This window comes from Streptomyces nidicola, assembly GCF_050106155.1.
Lineage (GTDB): Bacteria > Actinomycetota > Actinomycetes > Streptomycetales > Streptomycetaceae > Streptomyces.
The window spans coordinates 8,588,553-8,606,682 of the sequence record NZ_JBNBPI010000001.1; the positions used below are offsets into that span (position 1 = coordinate 8,588,553).

The window sequence follows — 18,130 nt, forward strand, 5'->3', positions numbered from 1 at the left end:
CCTTCGGTTCAGTCGGTCAGCGTGGCCGGGTCGACGGACGGCTTCGGCAGCCCGAGCGCGGCGAGCTCCGCGCGCCCCTGCGCGTCGATCGGGAAGGCCCAGGTGGTGAGGAAGAAGTCGGTGAGGTCGCGCTCCGCGACGCGGCTCGCGTACAGGGCGAGGTCCCGGTAGCGCCCGGCGGAGTCCGAGGAGTCCGACTGCGGGTTCTCCTCGCGCACCAGCCGGTGAAGCCGCGGCCAGAAGGAGTCGCCGAACGCCAGCTCCAACTGCCGCAGCGGAACGAGCTTCTCGTACGCCCCGAAGGACTTCTCGTACGTGAGCCCATCCGTGTCGAACTTGGCGCGGGCCGACTGGAAGGGGTTGAGCCCTGTCGCCGGGTCGGCGGTCAGCAGATTGGAGGGCTGCCCGAGGGCCCGCTGCACGGCCAGGGAGTAGATGTTCACGGTGACCTCGGTCATCCCTGCGGGCTTGTACGCGAACTGCTGATGCAGATGGCCGAGTTCGTGGTAGAGCCCCCAGCCACGGGTGCGCAGTCCCTGCACCGTCGTGGCCCGATCGAGGTAGGCGCGCGGGAAGCCGTTGTAGCCGTGGGTGGCGTACGCGCCGACGCCGGACGGCACCACCGACACCTCGGTGAAGTGGTAGCCGCCCGCCTTGGGCCGGTGCACGGGCTTGGAGCCGTCGAGACCGCTGATCGCCGACTCCGCGTCGATGATCTGCTCAAGGAGGCGCAGCAGCTCCGCGTGGCTCTCGTCGCGGTACAGCAAGGCGCCCTCGCGGGTCAGCGTCACGATCGAGCGCGGGCCGTGCAGCTCCACGACCGGCACATCGGTCATGGTGTCCAACTGCCGCTGAAAGTCGGTCTCTTCGGTACTCCCGAGCGTGAACACCGGCATGGGGGTGCTGCCGCTCTTGAACGCGACCGTGGCTCTCTCCCCGTTGCCCTCCAGGGAGAAGTAGACGGGGCCGCCGTGCGGGTCGGTGACCGTGTTGGCGCCTGCTTTGAGCGGGTAGCGCCGCGGAGCGGTGAGGGTGGCGTAGTAGTCCCACCGGCCGATCCACATGGTGGGCAGTACGCCGTCGTGGGGCTGGACGTCCAGGCGCAGCGGGGTGCCCGCGGCGACGTGGCGGCCCGTCGGCTGGAACTCGGAGGCGCGCAGGGCCTGCCCGAGCCGCAGCCGTTCGGCCTCGGCCGACGGGCGGGCGGTGAGCCGCACGGTCGGGGAGATGGCGGCCTGCGCGGATCCCGCGCCGAGCGTGAGCGCGAGCCCGCCGGCGGCTCCGGCACCGGCCAGTGCGGTGAGCACCGTGCGCCGCCCGGGCCCGGGGCGCGCGTCGGGGCGGCAGGTGGCGGCGTGGTCGTGGGACGTGTCGGCAGGGCGCATGCAGGGACTCCCCAGAAGACGAAGGACGTCGGAAGGATGAGCGGGACGTGGTGCGTGCGAACTGGGCGACAGCATGTAAGCGTTTGCTGTCGGGTGGCAAGGTGCTGGAGCGATTTTCTGCTCGTTACTACGCCAAGTAGCCCTGAACCGAGCAGGATTGCGCAGCCGGGCGCGGTTGTGCGGTGCTGTGAAGGCCGCGGCTCAGAACTGCCGACGGCTCCCGCTGTTTCCACCACTCCGGCCACTCCCGCCGCTCCCGCGGCCACGCGGCGCCGCCGCCGGGGCCGCCACGGAGTCACGGACCACGATGTGCGTGCCCAGACGCAGCGCGCCGGTCGTGGGGGCGCGCCAGTCGTCCTCGTCCCCGCCGTTCAGCGCGACCCGCACGGCCTGCCGGCCCATCTCCTCCAGCGGGATACGGACCGTCGTCAGGCGCGGCCGCAGTTCCTGAGCGACCGGAATGTCGTCGTAACCGACCAGCGACACGTCGTCCGGCACGCGGAGTCCGGCCTCCTCCAGCGCCTGCGCGGCCCCCGCGGCGACGATGTCATTGGCCGCGAAGACGGCCGTGAACTCCGGCCCGTCCCGCAGCAGTTCGCTCATGCGCCGGTAGCCGAAGGACCGGCCGAAGGCGCCCGGCTGCTCCAGCTCGGGGACGCGGTCGATGCCGCGCAGCTCGAGCGCGCGCCGGTGCCCGGCGAGCCGGTCGCGCGCCGTCGACAGGGCGGGCGGCCCGCCCAGGTAGAGGATCCGCCGGTGCCCCCGGGTGATCAGATGGTCGGTGATGGCGAACGCGCCGCCCTCGTTGTCGTACTCCACGTCCACCGTGGGTACGCCCGCGCCGAGCGAGGGGCGCCCGCACAGCACGAGCTTGGCCCCGTCCGCGGCCAACTCGTGGGCCCTGCGCGAGAGTTCCGCGCGGTACTCGGGATCGTCGACGCTCCCGCCGACCAGCACCACCGCGTCCGCCCGCCGCTCGTGCATCAGCTCGATGAAGGCCAGCTCGCGCTGCGGATCGCCCTGCGTGCAGCACACCAGGCACAGCCGGTCGCCCGCGGTCGCCTCGCGTTCGACACCGCGCGCGATGTACGCGTAGAACGGGTCGATCAGCTCGCTCACGATGATGCCGACCGTGCGCCCCGAACTGCCCGCGAGGGCGCGCGCGTGGGCGTTGGCCACGTACCCCAGTTCGCGCGCCGCCGCTTCGACGCGCTCGCGGGTGGCGGCGGCGACCGGGTAGTTGCGGTTCATCACGCGGGAGACGGTGGCCGTGGAGACACCGGCGTGCTTGGCGACGTCGACCACCGTCGCGCGGCGCTGCTCCCGGTGACCGGAGCCGCCGGGAGCCGTCGATCGTTGCCGGGCCATCCGGCCCACCCCCTGGTGTTCCTGCCGTGCCGTTCCTGCTCCGCCCGCCCCAGAGCTTATGCCGTGCGGGGTGGGCCCGGTCACGCGATGTGCTCCAAGTCGTCGAGGCGGACGGGGTGGTCGAGCGGAGCGCCGTGGGCGTACCGGGTGAGCTCGTCGACGGCGAGCGCGCCGAGCCGCCCCACCTCGTTGCCCTGGGCGCCCGCCATGTGCGGCGTGATGAGGACGTTGGGCAGGTCCCACAGCGGGTGGTCGGCGGGCAGCGGCTCCGGGTCCGTCACATCGAGCACGGCGTCGAGCCGCCCGCTGACCAGGTGCTCGACCAGGGCCTCCGTGTCCACGAGGGGCCCGCGCGCGGTGTTGACCAGCAGGGTGCCGGGGCGCAGCAGGTCCAGGCGGCGGGCGTCGAGCAGTTGCCGGGTCTCGTCGGTGTCGGGCGCGTGCAGGGTGACCACGTCGCTCGCGGTGAGCAGGGTGTCGAGGTCGGTGCGGGTGACGCCGAGCAGGACGGCCTCGGTGTCCTCGATGTACGGGTCGTACAGGAGGACCTCGACGTCGAGCGAGCGCAGCAGCCGCACCACCCGGCGGCCGACGTGCGAGGCGCCGACGACCCCGACGGTGAGTCCGCGGGTGCCGAGCCAGTGGTGCCGGTCCAGGTCGGCGTCGGTGCGGTGGGTGCGCCGTGTGCGGAAGAGATGGGCGAGCGGGAAGGCCCGCTTGGCGCCCATGATGATCGCCGCGAGGGTGAACTCGGCGACCGGCACGGCATTGGCGGCGGCGGCCGACGACACCGCGATACCGCGCTCGTAGGCCTCCCGCCCCAGGAAGGGCTTGACGGTGCCGGCCGCGTGGATGACCGCGCGCAGCCGGGGCGCGCCGTCGAGCACGGTGGTGTCGATGGGCGGGCAGCCCCAGCCGGTGAGCAGCACCTCGCACTCGGCGAGCGCGGCGCGGGCCTGCGGGCTGGTGAACTCGCGCAGGACGTGCGGCGGCCGGATGTCGGCCGCGTCCTCGAGCCGGACCCGTACGGCGGGTGGGAAGACGTCGTCGACGACCGAGGAGTGCATCGCCAGAACCGTACGGGGCCGCCGCGGGGGCGGTGTGGTGCCGATGACCGAAGCCTCGGCCCCGGTCGACACCTCGTCAGTGGTACGCACCCTGCCTCCGGACAGTAAACGTGTTCTATCAGGTGACCGCACGCTAAGGACCCTGCCGTACGACCGTCAACCCAAAAGTCGGACCCAGTCCGTGAGTTGGCAGGTCAGCGGCTCAAATCCCAGGCAGAGTGCTCGAATTGGAGGGGTGACGCCATGCAGTGCTTGCCCGAATCTATTGACGGCAGGGTTAAACGCTTACTAACTTGCCGCCGCAGTAACGCAGTTCTTGCGTCACCCGGCCGAACAGGACCGCTCCATGACTGCTTCCGCGCCAACCTCAGCCGTGCCCCGCACCCTCCGCAGAACCCTGTGGCAGCGCGTCAAGCGCGACAAGGTGATGCTGCTGCTCTGCCTGCCCGGCTTCCTGTACTTCGTGGTGTTCCACTACGTGCCGCTGCTCGGCTACATGGTGGCCTTCCAGGACTACCAGCCCTACCTGGGCTATATGCACAGCGCCTGGACCGGCTTCGCCAACTTCGCGAGCGCCTTCGCCGACCCCGACTTCTGGTCGGCGACCGCGAACACGCTGGAGATCGCCCTCGTCCAGCTGGTCCTGTTCTTCCCCGTGCCGATCGGGCTCGCGCTGCTGCTCAGCAGCATCGTCAGCGACAAGCTGCGGCGCTTCGTGCAGAGCGTCGTCTACCTGCCGCACTTCATCGGCTGGGTCATCATCGTCTCGATCTTCCAGCAGATCCTCGGGGGCGCGGGGGTGGTCCCGGACCTGCTGGAAGCGGTCGGCCTGCCGCACTACGACATGATGACCGACCCGAACGCGTTCCCGTGGCTGCTCGCGCTGCAGGTCATGTGGAAGGACGCCGGCTGGGGCACCATCATCATCCTCGCCGCGCTCCTCAACATCGACCGTGGCCTGTACGAGGCTGCCGCCATGGACGGCGCGGCACGCATGCGCCGGTTCTGGCACGTGACGCTGCCCGGCCTCGCCCCGGTGCTCGTACTGCTGCTGATCCTCAACCTCGGCAACATTCTCACGGTCGGCTTCGAACAGATCCTGTTGCAGCGCGACGCCGTCGGGCCCGGCGCCGGCGAAGTGCTCGATACGTACGTCTACTTCCACGGCATCAAGGACAACCAGTGGGGCACCGCGGCCGCCGTCGGTCTGGTGAAGGCGGTCATCGGCACGGCCCTGGTCATCGGCGCCAACAAGTTCGCCCACCGGCTCGGACATGAAGGGGTGTACAGAGGTGCTGACCGCTGAGACGACCGCGGTGGGGACGCGCCGCAAGACCACGCCCGCCGCACCGGACACAGGACCCGGCGAACTCCGTCCTTCGGGGGCCCGACCGCCCTGGATGGAGCGCCCCACCAAGGTGGGACTCGCGCTCAAGGGCCTCGCCCTGGTCGTCGTCGTGGCCCTCGTCGCGTACCCGCTGCTCGGTGTGATCGGGACGAGCTTCGCCTCGCAGACCGACATCATCCACGCCAACGGGCTCGTCCTGTGGCCCGACCACCCCAACCTCGACGCCTACCGCACCGCCTTCACCGGGGGCCGGGTCACCCGCGCCCTGTTCGTGAGCATCGCGGTCACCCTCGCGGGCACCGCCTGCAGTCTGCTCGCCACCATCGGCATGGCGTACGGCCTGTCGCGGCGCGGCATCGTCGGCGGCCGCTTCCTGCTCATGACCGCCCTGTTCACGATGCTGTTCAACGCCGGCGTCATCCCCAACTTCCTGCTGGTCAAGGAGCTCGGCCTCTACAACACCTTCGCCGCCCTGGTCCTGCCGACCATGGTCAGCGCCTTCAACCTCGTGGTGATGCGGGCGTTCTTCATGAACCTGCCGGAGGAGCTGTACGACGCCGCGAAGGTCGACGGCGCGGGCGACTTCCGCACCCTGATACGCGTGGTGCTGCCGCTGTCGAAGGCGGTCATCGCCGTCGTCGGCCTCTTCTACGCGGTCGCCTATTGGAACGCGTACTTCAACGCCCTGCTCTACCTCGGCGACAACGACAAGTGGCCGCTGCCGATGGTGCTGCGCACGTTCATCCTCCAGGGGCAGAACCTCGACACGGCCGCGGCCGGTGAGGCGATAGCCCCGCAGCAGGCCGTGCAGATGGCCGTGCTCGTGATCGCGGTCGTGCCGATCCTGCTCGTCTACCCGTTCCTCCAGCGCTACTTCACCAAGGGCGTCCTGACCGGCGCCGTCAAGGGCTGACCACCAAGAGCCCGCACACCCGCCGCCACCCCCCCCGACTTCCGTGTGCCCCTTCACGTTGAGGAGACCTCGCATGCCCGGCACCACGACCATGAACCGCCGCACCATGCTCCGCTGGGGTGTCGGCGCCGGGCTCGGCGTCGCCGCCGCGCCCCTGCTCGCCGCGTGCGGCGACGGCGGAACGGCCGCCAAGGCGGAGGCCAAGAGCGGCAAGCTGCTGCCGGCCACGGCCATCCGCAACATCGGCATCGAGGCCGACCTGCCCGGCACCGCCGCGGGCGTGCCCGCCGCGTTCCTGAAGTACCCCACCGAGATGGCCCGGGCCACCAAGGGCACCCCACTCAAGGGCGCCAAGAAGATCACCGCGGTGACCGAGACCTTCGCCCCGCTGCCCCCGGAACGTGGTAGGAACGCCGCCTGGCGGGAGATAGAGAAGCTGCTCGGCACCAAGGTCGACTTCACGGCGGTGCCGGCCGACGACTACCCGGCGAAGTTCTCCACGATGGTCGCCGGTGACCAGTTGCCCGACATCTTCATGTACCCGGAGACCGGCGGCGTCGACAACAAGGCGGCCTTCCTCGCCTCCACCTGCGCGGACCTCACCCCGCACCTCGCCGGCGACAAGGTCAAGAAGTACCCCAACCTGGCGGCGATCCCCCAGTACGCCTGGCAGAAGGCCATCTTCGGCGGCAAGCTCTACGGCATCCCGATCGCCAGGTCCGGCAGCGGCGGCGCCGGCTTCTACCGCGCGGACCTGTTCAAGCAGGCGGGCGTGGACAGCCTCGACGAGATCGACAGCCTGGAGCGGCTCGTCGAACTGGCCAAGGAGCTGACCGACACCAAGAAGAAGCAGTACTTCTTCACGGGCGGCAGCATGAACCTGCTCGCCCAGTCTGCCGGCGCCCAGTACTTCTGGACGCACGACACCAAGTCCGGCAAGTGGACGTACCAGTTGGAGGACGAGGCCTACCGGCACGCCGTCGAGACGGCCGCCAAGCTGTACAAAGCGGGCTGCTTCTACCCCGGCACCGTACAGATGTCGGGCGCCCAGAAGGCCCAGTACACCGACCTGTTCAAGAACGGCAAGGCCGCGTACGTGTACGACGGCATGCCCTCGTACCTCACCACCGGCACCGGGTACGTCGACGCGATGAGCGCCATCGACAAGTCCTTCGACGTCCGCCCGATGGTGCCGGTCGGCAAGGACGCCGTCGCCTGGAGCGACAACCCCTCCCTGGAGAACTGCCACATCACCAAGGCGGGCCGGAGCCGGGTCGAGGAGCTCCTGCGGCTCGCCGACTTCGCCGCCGCACCCTTCGGCTCGCTCGAGTACACCCTCATGAACTACGGCGTCGAGGGCACCGACTACAAGCGCGACAAGAACGGCACGCCCGTCCTCACCAAGCAGGGCACGCAGGACGTCACCGTGCCCTGGACCAAGCTGGCCTCGGCCGCCCCCGCCTTCTTCAGCGCCACGCACCCCGAGGCGGCCCGCTACGCCCACGAGGCGTACACGAAGCTCATCCCGATGCTCGCCGAGGACCCCACACGGGGCTACACCTCTCCCACCTGGGACTCCAAGGGTCTCGGCAGCCTGTACACGATCCACCTCGACGGCGTGAAGGACCTCGTCACCGGGCGCAAGCCGCTCTCGTCGTACGACGCCCTGGTCAAGAAGTGGCGCAACGCGGGTGGCGACAAGTGTCGCGCCGAGTTCAAGCAGGCCGCCGAGCAGGGCGGGAAGGGGGCCAAGTGAGCACCAGCAGACGCACGTTCCTCACCGCCGCGACCGGAGCGGCGGTCGCCGTCCCCCTGTTCGGCGCCCCGGCGCACGCCGTGGGCTTCGACCCCCGACCCGGCTCCGACGGCGTCGGCGACCCGCTGTTCCCGACCCTCGGCAACGGCGGCTACCAGGTCACCCACTACGACCTGACCTTCGACTTCACCCCGGCCACCTACGACTTCACGGCCTCGGTGACCCTGCGCGCCCGAGCCACCCACGACCTGTCGGCGTTCAACCTCGACACGGACGGACACACCATCGACGCCGTCACGGTCGAAGGACGGCAGGCGCGCACCGCCCTCACCCTCGGCAAGTCCGGCCAGGAGCTGACCGTCACCCCTGCCGTGCCGATCCACAAGGGTGCCCCGTTCACGACCACCGTCCGCTACCACGGCAACGGCAAGGCACCACGGGCCGGGCTCACCGGCTGGCGCTTCGGGACGGACGGCGGATTCGCCTCCGCCGTGCAGTCCTCGCGCGCGGACACGTTTTTGCCGTGCAACGACACCCCGTCGGACAAGGCCACCTGGGCCTTCCACATCACCGCGCCCAAGGGCTACGTCGCCGCGGCCAACGGCGAGTTGACCGGCAAGGACCATCGCGGCGACGGCTCGACCGTGTGGCACTTCGCGCTGCGCGAGCGGATGCCCACGGAGCTGCTCGGCATCGCGGTCGTCAAGGGCACGTACCTGTACGGCAGTTCACACACCGGGCTGCCGCTGCGGCACATCGTCCCGCAGGGGCACGAGGACTTCTACGCGCCGATCGTCGCCCGCACGCCGGACCATCTCGCATGGCTGGAGGCGAAGTTCGGCCCGTACCCGTTCTCCGTCTACGGCGTCCACATCTACGACGGGTACACCGACGCACTCGAGAACACGACGCTCACCCTGATGGGCACCAACTGGTTCAAGGACGACGCGGCCGGTCACCCGACGTACGAGAACACCATGGTCCACGAGCTGACCCACCAGTGGTTCGGCGACAGCGTCACCCCGCACGACTGGCAGCAGGCCTGGCTCAACGAGGGGCCCGCGGTGTACTACGCGGCGCTCTACAGCGAGGAGCGGGGGTGGTCGCGGATGGCCGACAAGATGCAGGCCACGTACGAGAAGCTGGACGCGATCCGCGCGAGTGACGGGCCGCCGGGGCTGCCCAAGGCGCTCGGCGGAACGAACATCTACGACGGCGGCGCGCTCGTGCTGTACGCGCTGCGACTCCACGTGGGGCAGCGGACGTTCGACCGGGTGATGGGGTTGTGGCCGCGGCGGTTCAGGGACCGGACCGTCACCAGCGAGGACTTCATCCGGCACGCGGTGGAGGTGACGGGGGAGCGGGGCGTCGATCCGTTCCTGCGGGAGTGGTTGTTCGGGGCGAAGAACCCGCCGATGGCCTGATTTCAAGCCCCTCCGGCGATTGAGGAGCGGGGTCCGGGGCGGAGCCCCGGGGCGTCGGAGCGCAATTGCCAGAGCGATGACGAGGGGCCCACTACTCACTTCACCTGAACGAGAGGAAGGCACCGTATGAGATCGGCCATCCGCGCCACCATGACGGCGTTGCTGTCCGCCGCGGCGATGGGACTCACGCTCCTGCCGGCGCCCCGCGCGACCGCCGCCGACACGGCGGTTTTGCACGCCGCGCCCCACGGCGCCGGTTCCGTGTGCACGAGCACCCGACCCTGTTCGCTCGACGGTGCCCGCGACGCCGCGCGGGACGTGACCGGCAGAAGTGTTCGCGTCGAACTCGCGGGCGGCACCTACGCGTTGAGTCACCCGCTCGACCTCGGCGCCAAGGACACCGGTGTCACCTGGTCCGCCGCGCCCGGTGCCCGGCCCGTTCTCTCAGGGGGGCGCGCGATCACCGGCTGGTCCGCCAATGCCGACGGCACCTGGACGGCGCCGGTGCCGGAAGGTGTCACGCCGCGACAGCTCTTCGTCGACGGTGCCCGGGCCGTCCGCGCGCGCGGTGACTCCTGCGCCGCCTCCGTGTGCGACGCCACCAAGACGGGAATGACCGGCGCCGAACGCACCGGCATCGACCGGTGGAAGCGGCCCACCGACGCCGAGGCCGTCATCCGGGTGCGCTGGCGCAACTACCACTGCCGGATCGCCTCGGTCAGCGGCGACCTCATGACGTTCGCCCAGCCCTGCTGGACGAATTCCTCCTCCGAAACCGACCGCACGGGACCCGCCTGGGACACCACCACCGTCGACTCCAGCCGCTACGCGAAGGTGTCCTTCTTCGAGAACGCCCGCGAACTCCTCGACAAGCCTGGCGAGTTCGTGTGGGACTCGTCCGCGCGGACCGTCACGTACCTGCCGCGTGAAGGCGAGGACCCGCGCCGTTTCCAGGCGGTCACCCCCGTCACGGAAGGGCTCGTGAACGTCGACGGCGCCCACGACGTCCGCCTCACCGGCATCGGCTTCGCGTACGCCGCCTACCGGCAGCCCGACACCGACGAGGGCTACGCGGGCACCCAGGCCGGACTGACCCTCACCGGAGCCACCGGCCCCGTCGACCACGCCGGCCGTCACTACACCAAACCCGCCGCCGCGCTCACCGTCCGAGGCGGCCGTGACGTAGTCGTCGACGACGCAGACTTCACCCGGCTCGGCGGCGCCGGAGTCGTCTTCGAGCAAGGTACCCAGGACTCCACCCTCACCCGCTCCCGCTTCACCGACCTGTCCTCCGGCGCCGCCTACATCGGAGACACGGAACCCCGGCCGACCGCCGAACTCACCGGCGCCCGCAACACGGTGTCGTACAACACCGTCCGGCACACCGGCGTGGAGTACACGGACGCCGTCGGCATCTGGGCGGGCTACGAGGCGGGCACCGTCATCGACCACAACACCCTCGACGACCTGCCGTACTCCGGCATCTCCGTCGGCTGGGGCTGGAACCAGCCCGAGGTCCGGAAGTCCGTCCTGCGCGACAACCGCATCACGAACAACCGGATCACCGACGCCATGCGCGTCTCCTACGACCAGCACGACGGCGGCGCCATCTACACGCAGGGCGCCCAGCCCGGCACCGTGATCTCCGGGAACTACCTCAACCGCAGCGCGTACGGGAACACCGAGCGCGACGGCAACGGCATCTACCTCGACGAACAGTCCAGCCACATCACCGTCACCCGCAACGTCCTGACCCGGCTCGGCTACAAGTGGGTATCCAACTGGGCGGACTACGGCATCGACAACCACGCCACCGGCAACTGGACCGACACCGACGCCCCCGCGCTGGGAGGCACCGGTTCGACCCTGACCGCCAACCACACCAAGCTCGACCGGCTGCCCGCCGAGGCGCTGAAGGTGGCCGGGTCGGCAGGCGCGGACCCCCACGGCCGTGTCGAACAGCTCCGCCGTGACCTGGCCCGTACCGGGACCGCCACCCAGTCCTCCACGGAGGGCACCGCCACCGCGGCGCGCGCGACCGACGGCGACACCTCCACCGACACCCGCACACAGTCCGAGCCGGGCGCCTGGTGGCAGGTCGACCTCGGCGCCGTCCGGCACATCGGGCAGGTGGAGATCTGGAACGACGCGTCGACGACGACAGCCGACTTCGACGTACAACTCGCGACCACCGCCGACTTCTCCGACGCCACGACCGCCCACATCACGGGCAAGGCCCTGCGCCCCACCCTCCTCGACACCGACGAGAAGGCACGCTACGTCCGCATCAAACTGAAGGCCACCGGCAGGCTGGGCCTCAGCCACGTATTGGTGCATTCCTGACGGGGACGCTTAGGGTCAACGCATGGATCACGACCCCATGCGCAGCGTCGCCGAGTTCCGCGAGACGTTCGACGGTTCGGCCGCGGCCGAGCGTCCCGAACTGGCGGAACACCGGCGGACGTTGCTCGACGAAGAGGCCCGCGAAGCAGCCGAGGCCCTGACCGACCTCGCGAACGCCCTGCGGGCCGGCGACGATCCGAGCACCGCGTACAGGGCGCTGGCTAAGGAGCTGGCCGACGTCCTGTACGTCACGTACGGCGCCGCCGACGCGCTGGGCATCGACCTGCCGGCCGTCTTCGCCGAGGTCCACCGCTCCAACATGAGCAAGCTCGACGCGGACGGCCGGGTCCTGCGCCGGGACGACGGCAAGGTGCTCAAGGGACCCGGGTACCGGCCACCGGTCCTCGAAGGCCTCGTCGCGTGGCCGGCCAAGAGTGACGCCTGAACGTGCCCCGTCCAGGAGCGACGCCTTAACGTGCCCCGTTCGAGCGCCGGGCTAGAAAGGCGGCGCGGCGGTCGTGTTGAGGGCCCGGGTGATGCCGGTGTTCAGGTCGACGGTCCGGCCGGCGTCGAAGGCGTGGCGGTAGGCGTCGGTCCCGAGGGCTTCGCGGGTCCGGCGTGCGCACACCTGATGGGCGGCCACCACCGCGGGGACACCCGACTGCGCCCGGCCGAGCGTCGCCCACAGCTGCGCGGCCAGGCCGAGCAGCCATGCGGCGTCCTCGTGCCGGCCCATGGCCGTGGCGGCGCGGGCCAGTGTTTCCAGAGCCATGCCGGTGCCGGCACCGTCCCGCAGGCGGTGTTTGACCAGCAACGCGTCCCGGGCGTGTGCGTCGGCCTTCTCGTAGTGGCCCAGGGCCAGCTCGGCCTGGGAGCGGACGAAGTCGCCCCAGGCGCGCATGGAGCGCTCGCCGTTCAGATGACAGGCGACGCTCAGCTCGTCGAGCCAGGCCACGGCCTCCTCGAAGCGGCCCACGGAGACGAGCGTGTGCGTGCCGAAGACCAGGGCGGCCAGGGGATCCAACGTGAGCGGCTGCGCGCGCCAGTCGGTGGCGAGCACGGCCTCGACCCGGGACAGCACCTCCTCGGTGTCTCCGCGCAGCACCCATACCCGCAGCTCGGTGGCGGCCGCACGACGCCGCTCCGTGTCACCGAAGCGCGCGGCCAGCGCCGTGCACTCGGCCGCCCGCTCCTCAAGAGCGGGGAGGTCGCCCAGGTACGTCAGCACGGGACCGCACACGTACAGGGCCTTGACCCGGACCGGGGAGGGGGAGGTGTCGGCGGCGAGCGCCAGATCGAGGAAGTGCCGGCCCTCCTTCACGAACCCGCAGCCGTACCAGAAGAACCACAGCGAGGCCGCCAGCTCCAGCGCGCAGTGCCCCTCGGAATCGGTCAGGCTGTGCTCCAACGCGGCGCGGAGGTCGTCGTGTTCGGCGGTCATCCGGTCGTACCAGGCGAACTGGTCGGGCCCGATCCAGGCCGTGTCGCCCGCGCGGGCCAGGGCCAGATAGTGGTCGCGGTGACGGCGGCGCAGCGTCTCCTCCTCGCCGAGGCCGCTCAGCCAGTGCGCCCCGAACTCACGGATGGTGTCCAGCATCCGGTACCGGTCGCCGCCCCCGGTGGGCTGCCACGTCAGGATCGACTTCTCCCGCAGCGCGGCGAGCACGGCCGGTACCAGCGGAGCCGGAAGGTGGCCGTCCGCGCAGACCTGGCGCACCGTTTCGCCGTCGAAGCTGCCGGCGAACACCGAGAGCCGCGCCCACAGGAGCCGTTCGGCGGGGGTGCACAGCTGGTGGCTCCAGCCGATCGCGGTGCGCAGGGCCTGATGCCAGGGAGGATCGGCGTCGGTGTCGATTCCGTCGGTGTCGCCGAGGACGGCGAAGCGGTCGTCGAGCCGGGCCGTCAGTTCCCGCACGGGCAGTTCGCGCAGGCGGGCCGCGGCCAGCTCGATCGCCAGCGGCAACCCGTCGAGCCGGCGGCACAGCCGCACGAGCTCCGGGCGATTGGCAGCGGTGACCGTGAAGCCGGGCACGGCCTCCTCGGCGCGCAGCGTCAGCAGAGCCATCGCGTCCGCCGTCCCCGCCGGTCCCGCCCGGGCGTCGTCTGTCCCGGGCACGCGCAGTGGTTCGACCGTGAGGACCCGTTCCCCCGCGACGTTCAGGATCCGGCGGCTGGTCGCCAGGATCCGCAGGCCGGGCGCGGCGCTCAGCAGGGCCTCGACGACGAGGGCGCAGTGATCGGTCAGATGCTCGCAGGTGTCGAGGGCCAGCAGCAGTTCCCGGTCCGCCAGGTACTCCGCCAGGACGTCGATGATCGGGCGGTTGCTCTGGTCGGTCAGGGGCAGCACCTCGGCGATGAGGTGTGCGAGCAGCGCGCCCTGCTCGCGCAGCGGCGAGAACTCCACCAGCCATGCCCCGTCGCGGAAACGCGGCTGGAGCGTGGCGGCGGCCTCCAGCGCCACCCTCGTCTTCCCGACACCGCCGACCCCCGTCAGGGTCACCAACCGCGTCGGCTCGTCGAGCGTGGGGCCGAGGAAGATCCGCTCGATCTCCGCCACTTCCGCCCGGCGGCCGACCGTCTCCGTGCGCGGCCCGGCCACATTCCCCACCCGCCGCGGTTCATACCGTCCTTCGCGTCGGCGCTCCGCCCCCACCACGTCTTCCCCTCGGCCGGCCCCACGCACGGCCGCGTGTGCTGAGAACGGCAGCGTGCCCCACCGTGCGCCGCCACATGCCCGACGGCGCCAACTGTCCGTATCCGCCGCACGGTTGTCCGACGTGGACCGTAAGTAGCCGGGAGTGAACGGATGATGTCCCACTCTTTACGCGATCCCTTCGGACTCCCGAGGACCCGCCATGACCGTGATGGCCGTGATGACGCCCCGCACACCCGCCCACCCACGGCGTACACGCCTGGTCCCGCCTCATAGACTGGCCCGGTGACGGACAACACCTGTACCCACTGCGGCACCGGCGGCCTGGAAGACGGATTCATCGAGGACGCGGGGGAGCACTCGCGTGGCTACGCGCGCTGGATCGAAGGCGCGCTGGAGAAGGGCCTCTTCGGCGGCGCCAAGCGGCTCGGCCGGCCCCGCCGACGGATCGAGGCGCTGCGCTGCCCTAAGTGCGGGCACCTCGAACTGTTCGCCATCGAGAAGGCGTAGTCCTCAAGACTTGGTGGGCTCCTCGGCACCGCCGGCGAGTTCCCACGCCGCGATGTCCTGATAGCGCCTCGGCGCAGGGGCGTCGCCGGGGGTGCTGCCGACCAGGTGGAGGCGGAGGGAGCGCCAGCGGCGGCCGGTGAAGGCGTCGAGGGCAGCGGCCGCTTCGGGGACGGATGTCGTGTCGTGGCGGCGGGCGCGTGCCAGCGTCAGGTGGGGGCGCAGCGGACGCTCCGGGAAGTCGACCCCGCAGGCCCTGACCTGCTTCCGTACCGCTTCGGACAGCAGATGCAGCCCGTCCAGGTCACCCTCCAGACCGCTCCACAACACGCGGGCGTCGAAGTGGCCGCCGCCCCGCAGCGCCAGCTCGGGGGAGTGGTAGGTGGCTGCGAGGTCGGCGAGCGGCTGCCGGAGCCGCTGGACGGTCGCCGTCGACTGCTCGCCGAGGAACGCCAGTGTGATGTGCCAGTCCTCGATGCGGTTCTGCCGCAGGCGGGGGTGGGCGGCGTGGACCGGGCGCAGAGCGAGCGCCAGTTCGTCCTTCGCGTCGTCGGGCGGGGCGAGGGCGATGAACGCGCGCAACGTGGTGGCGGGCTCGGGCGGTTCGGTCACGTGTGCCTTCGTGTCGGTCGTGTCGGCCGTGTCGGTCTCGGTCGATGGTCCGCGGGTTCCGGTCGCTCCCGCGTCACTCCAGGATCTCGACGTACCCGTCCGCCCCGTGCACACGGATCCGCCGGCCGTCCGGGATGAGCCGGGTGGCCCCGTCCACGCCCACGACCGCCGGCAGACCGTACTCCCGGGCGATCACCGCGCCGTGCGTCATCAGCCCGCCCACCTCCGTGACAAGTCCCGCGACGGCGACGAACAGCGGCGACCAACTCGGGTCCGTGTACGCCGTGACCAGGATGTCACCCGCCTCCAGATCGGCCTCCGCCATGTCGAGGACGACGCGCGCCCGCCCCTCCACCGTCCCGGCGGACACCGGCAGACCGATCAGCGCGCCGTCCGGCACGTCCTCGCGCCGGTACGTTCCGCGCACGGCCTCGCCGTCCGAGGTGAGCACGCGCGGCGGGGTGAGCGACTGGTGCGTACGGAAGTTGTCCCTGCGCCGCTGGACGAGCCGGCGGTCCGCCCGGTTCGTGCGCACGACGTCGTGGAGTTCCTGGAACGTCAGGTAGTAGATGTCCTCGATGTCATCGAGCACACCGGCCCGCACCAGGCGTCCCGCCTCCTCCAACAGCGCCCGCTTGTAGACGAAGTAGCGGCGGATGATGCCGTACTTGGGGTACTCGCGGTATCCGATGAAGGTGCGGACGCGCTCGATCATCCGCCGGGCCTCGTCGGCCTTCGCGTCACCGTCCCCATCCCCGTCCGCGGGCAGGGCGCGCAGGCGTGACAGCACGTCCGCTTCCTTCTGCCGCGCCTTCTCCAGACCCTCCTCGAACCTCCGCGCCGCGGCGCCCGGTTCGAAGTTCCGTACGTTGTCGAGGATGACCGGCACGAGCGTGGTGGGGCGTTCGCGCCAGCGCGGCCGCGTGATGTCGATCTCGCCGACGCAGCGCATGCCGTACCGGTCCAGGTAGGCCTCGATGGCGTCGCGCGCCTCGGGTCCACCGGCGCGCTTCGTCAGCTCGTCGAGGAAGGTGTCGTCCGAGAGCCGCCCGGCGTCCTGGAGGAAGGCCAGCACCTCCGGAAGCGGGCGGATGACATCCGCGACGTCGAGCAGGGCGAGGCCCATCTCCGATGTGATGTTGCCGGGGGCGGACAGCGTGAGCGTGTCGGCGGCGTTCTTCTCGCCCAGCCACTCGTACAGCTTGTCGTTGAGCCACCACGTGGCCTCCATGCCCGCCATGATGGCCTGCATGCTCCGCCGGTCACCGAGGGCCCGCTTGTGCTCCTCGAAGGCGTCGAGCAGGAAGTCGAACAGGGCAGGGCCGCTCTTCGACCGGATGTCGCGCTCCAGGGCGGCGATGGACTCCCGGCTGCGCTCGATCAGTCCGGTGACGACGGCCGGGTCGGTCTCGATGGGGGCGGGCGGGGCGCCACCGGTCGGAGGCGTGGCAGGGGCCGGGTCGGGGAGCGTCGGCACGAAGTTGCCGCGATCGAGGACGGTTTCGAGGGCGTCCCTGATCAGCGGGTCGCCTCTGCCCACGAGGTCGAGGAGGCTCGCGCGGCTCGTGGGCGCGGCCAGGCGCCGGGTGGCGTCGACGAACAGCCGGCCGCCGGCCGCGTGCATCGGAGCCATCGCCGTGTGCTGCCATACGGAGATGCCCAGCGGCCGCATCGCGTCGGTCATCATCTGCTGATGGCCGACGGAGAGATAGACGTGATTCTCCTGGTCGTCGCGCTCGGGGACCGGGAACAGCGTGGTGATCGGCCGGCTCTGCACGATCCGGAACTCGGCGTCGGTGCCGGTGTCGTCACGCACCAGGCACCATTCGATGTCCTGCGGCCCTCCGAAGTGCGCCTCGATGCGGCGCCCGAGCGCGACGAGCCGTACGACTTGCGCATCGGTCAGCGCCGGCTGCTTCTGCCGCCGCGCGTCGACCGTCACCTCCTCCGTGCCGCCGCCCGGGAGCGCGTACACGGCACGCTGCTTGGCGGCGATGGTCCGCTCGACGACCTCGCCGTCCCGCACCCGGAAGACGTCGGGGTTCACCAGGCCGGAGACCAGGGCCTCGCCGAGGCCGAAGCCGGCGTCCACGGTGGCCACCTTGCGGTCGCCCGTGACCGGGTCGGCCGTGAACAGGACGCCGGACGATTCCGGGCGGACCATCCGCTGGACGACCACGGCCATGTCGACCGTGCGGTGATCGATGCCGGCCCGCTGACGGTAGGTCACGGCCCGCTCGGAGAACAGCGAGGCCCAGCACCGGCCGATGTGCTCCAGGACCGCCTCAGGCCCGACGATGTTCAGGTACGTGTCCTGCTGTCCTGCGAAGGAGGCCGTCGGCAGGTCCTCGGCCGTCGCGCTGGAGCGGACGGCGCAGGCGGCTCCCTCGCCCAGGTCCGCGAGCGCGCGGCCGATCCCGGCCGCGAGGTCCTCCGGAATCCCGATCCCCTCGACGATCCGGCGGAGCTCCGCGCTGAGCGTACGGATCGCCTCCCGGTCGTCCGGATCCGTGCGCGACAACTGCTCGAGCCGCCCGTCGAGCGAGGGCGCGTGTGCCATCACCCGCCGGAAGGCACTCGTCGTCACGCAGAATCCGGCAGGGACCCGGACACCCTCGATCCGCGCGAGCCCGCCCAGGTGTGCGCCCTTGCCGCCGACGAGCGCGAGGTCCGTCTCGTCGACCTCCTGAAGCCCCACCACATACTGCTCGCTCACTGCGCTGCCTCCCGGGCGGCCGTGCCTGATGACGATGG

General features: G+C 70.9%; 13 protein-coding genes. 7 read left to right on the forward strand and 6 right to left on the reverse strand.

Annotation, left to right across the window (positions count from 1 at the left end; genetic code table 11):
- Positions 1-8: 8 nt before the first annotated feature.
- The 3 genes from ACOKM3_RS38805 to ACOKM3_RS38815 all read right to left on the reverse strand — a co-directional run bounded on the left by ACOKM3_RS38805 (position 9) and on the right by ACOKM3_RS38815 (position 3,820).
- The gene (locus tag ACOKM3_RS38805; RefSeq protein WP_426905980.1) at positions 9-1,385 is read right to left on the reverse strand and encodes a M60 family metallopeptidase; all 1,377 of its coding nucleotides are present in this window, start codon (positions 1,383-1,385) and stop codon (positions 9-11) included.
- A 201-nt stretch (positions 1,386-1,586) separates the two neighbouring features.
- Positions 1,587-2,753: a LacI family DNA-binding transcriptional regulator gene (locus ACOKM3_RS38810; protein ID WP_426905981.1), complete on the reverse strand. Its 1,167-nt coding sequence runs from the start codon at positions 2,751-2,753 to the stop codon at positions 1,587-1,589.
- 80 nt (positions 2,754-2,833) lie between these two features.
- Positions 2,834-3,820, reverse strand: coding sequence for a hydroxyacid dehydrogenase (locus ACOKM3_RS38815; RefSeq protein WP_426907003.1), 987 nt, complete (start codon positions 3,818-3,820; stop codon positions 2,834-2,836).
- Positions 3,821-4,166: 346 nt separating this feature from the next.
- Between ACOKM3_RS38815 and ACOKM3_RS38820 the strand changes: the two genes are divergently transcribed.
- From ACOKM3_RS38820 to ACOKM3_RS38845, 6 genes are all read left to right on the forward strand, one after another.
- Entirely contained in the window at positions 4,167-5,126 is a 960-nt protein-coding gene (locus ACOKM3_RS38820; RefSeq protein ID WP_426905982.1) for an ABC transporter permease, read from the forward strand.
- A gap of 94 nt (positions 5,127-5,220) precedes the next feature.
- On the forward strand, positions 5,221-6,081 hold the full coding sequence (locus ACOKM3_RS38825) for a carbohydrate ABC transporter permease (RefSeq protein WP_426907004.1): 861 nt from the start codon (positions 5,221-5,223) through the stop codon (positions 6,079-6,081).
- A 73-nt stretch (positions 6,082-6,154) separates the two neighbouring features.
- The gene (locus ACOKM3_RS38830; protein WP_426905983.1) at positions 6,155-7,837 is read left to right on the forward strand and encodes a type 2 periplasmic-binding domain-containing protein; all 1,683 of its coding nucleotides are present in this window, start codon (positions 6,155-6,157) and stop codon (positions 7,835-7,837) included.
- A complete protein-coding gene (locus ACOKM3_RS38835; RefSeq protein ID WP_426905984.1) occupies positions 7,834-9,261 on the forward strand; it encodes a M1 family metallopeptidase in 1,428 nt (475 codons plus the stop codon). Before ACOKM3_RS38830 ends, ACOKM3_RS38835 begins: the two co-directional genes overlap by 4 nt.
- A gap of 126 nt (positions 9,262-9,387) precedes the next feature.
- Positions 9,388-11,604 (forward strand): galactose-binding domain-containing protein, encoded by a 2,217-nt coding sequence (locus ACOKM3_RS38840; protein ID WP_426905985.1) that lies wholly within the window; start codon positions 9,388-9,390, stop codon positions 11,602-11,604.
- 22 nt (positions 11,605-11,626) lie between these two features.
- Entirely contained in the window at positions 11,627-12,049 is a 423-nt protein-coding gene (locus ACOKM3_RS38845) for a pyrophosphohydrolase domain-containing protein (RefSeq protein ID WP_426905986.1), read from the forward strand.
- 51 nt (positions 12,050-12,100) lie between these two features.
- Here ACOKM3_RS38845 and ACOKM3_RS38850 read toward each other — a convergent pair whose 3' ends face one another.
- A complete protein-coding gene (locus ACOKM3_RS38850; RefSeq protein WP_426905987.1) occupies positions 12,101-14,203 on the reverse strand; it encodes an ATP-binding protein in 2,103 nt (700 codons plus the stop codon).
- A 339-nt stretch (positions 14,204-14,542) separates the two neighbouring features.
- Between ACOKM3_RS38850 and ACOKM3_RS38855 the strand changes: the two genes are divergently transcribed.
- Positions 14,543-14,767 (forward strand): hypothetical protein, encoded by a 225-nt coding sequence (locus ACOKM3_RS38855; protein WP_426905988.1) that lies wholly within the window; start codon positions 14,543-14,545, stop codon positions 14,765-14,767.
- Positions 14,768-14,770: 3 nt separating this feature from the next.
- Here the strand turns inward: ACOKM3_RS38855 and thpR are convergent, their stop codons facing one another.
- Together thpR and rph are read right to left on the reverse strand one after the other, a co-directional pair.
- On the reverse strand, positions 14,771-15,376 hold the full coding sequence (thpR, locus tag ACOKM3_RS38860) for an RNA 2',3'-cyclic phosphodiesterase (protein WP_426905989.1): 606 nt from the start codon (positions 15,374-15,376) through the stop codon (positions 14,771-14,773).
- A 73-nt stretch (positions 15,377-15,449) separates the two neighbouring features.
- A complete protein-coding gene (gene rph, locus ACOKM3_RS38865) occupies positions 15,450-18,092 on the reverse strand; it encodes a rifamycin-inactivating phosphotransferase (RefSeq protein WP_426905990.1) in 2,643 nt (880 codons plus the stop codon).
- Between the last annotated feature and the right edge of the window lie 38 nt (positions 18,093-18,130).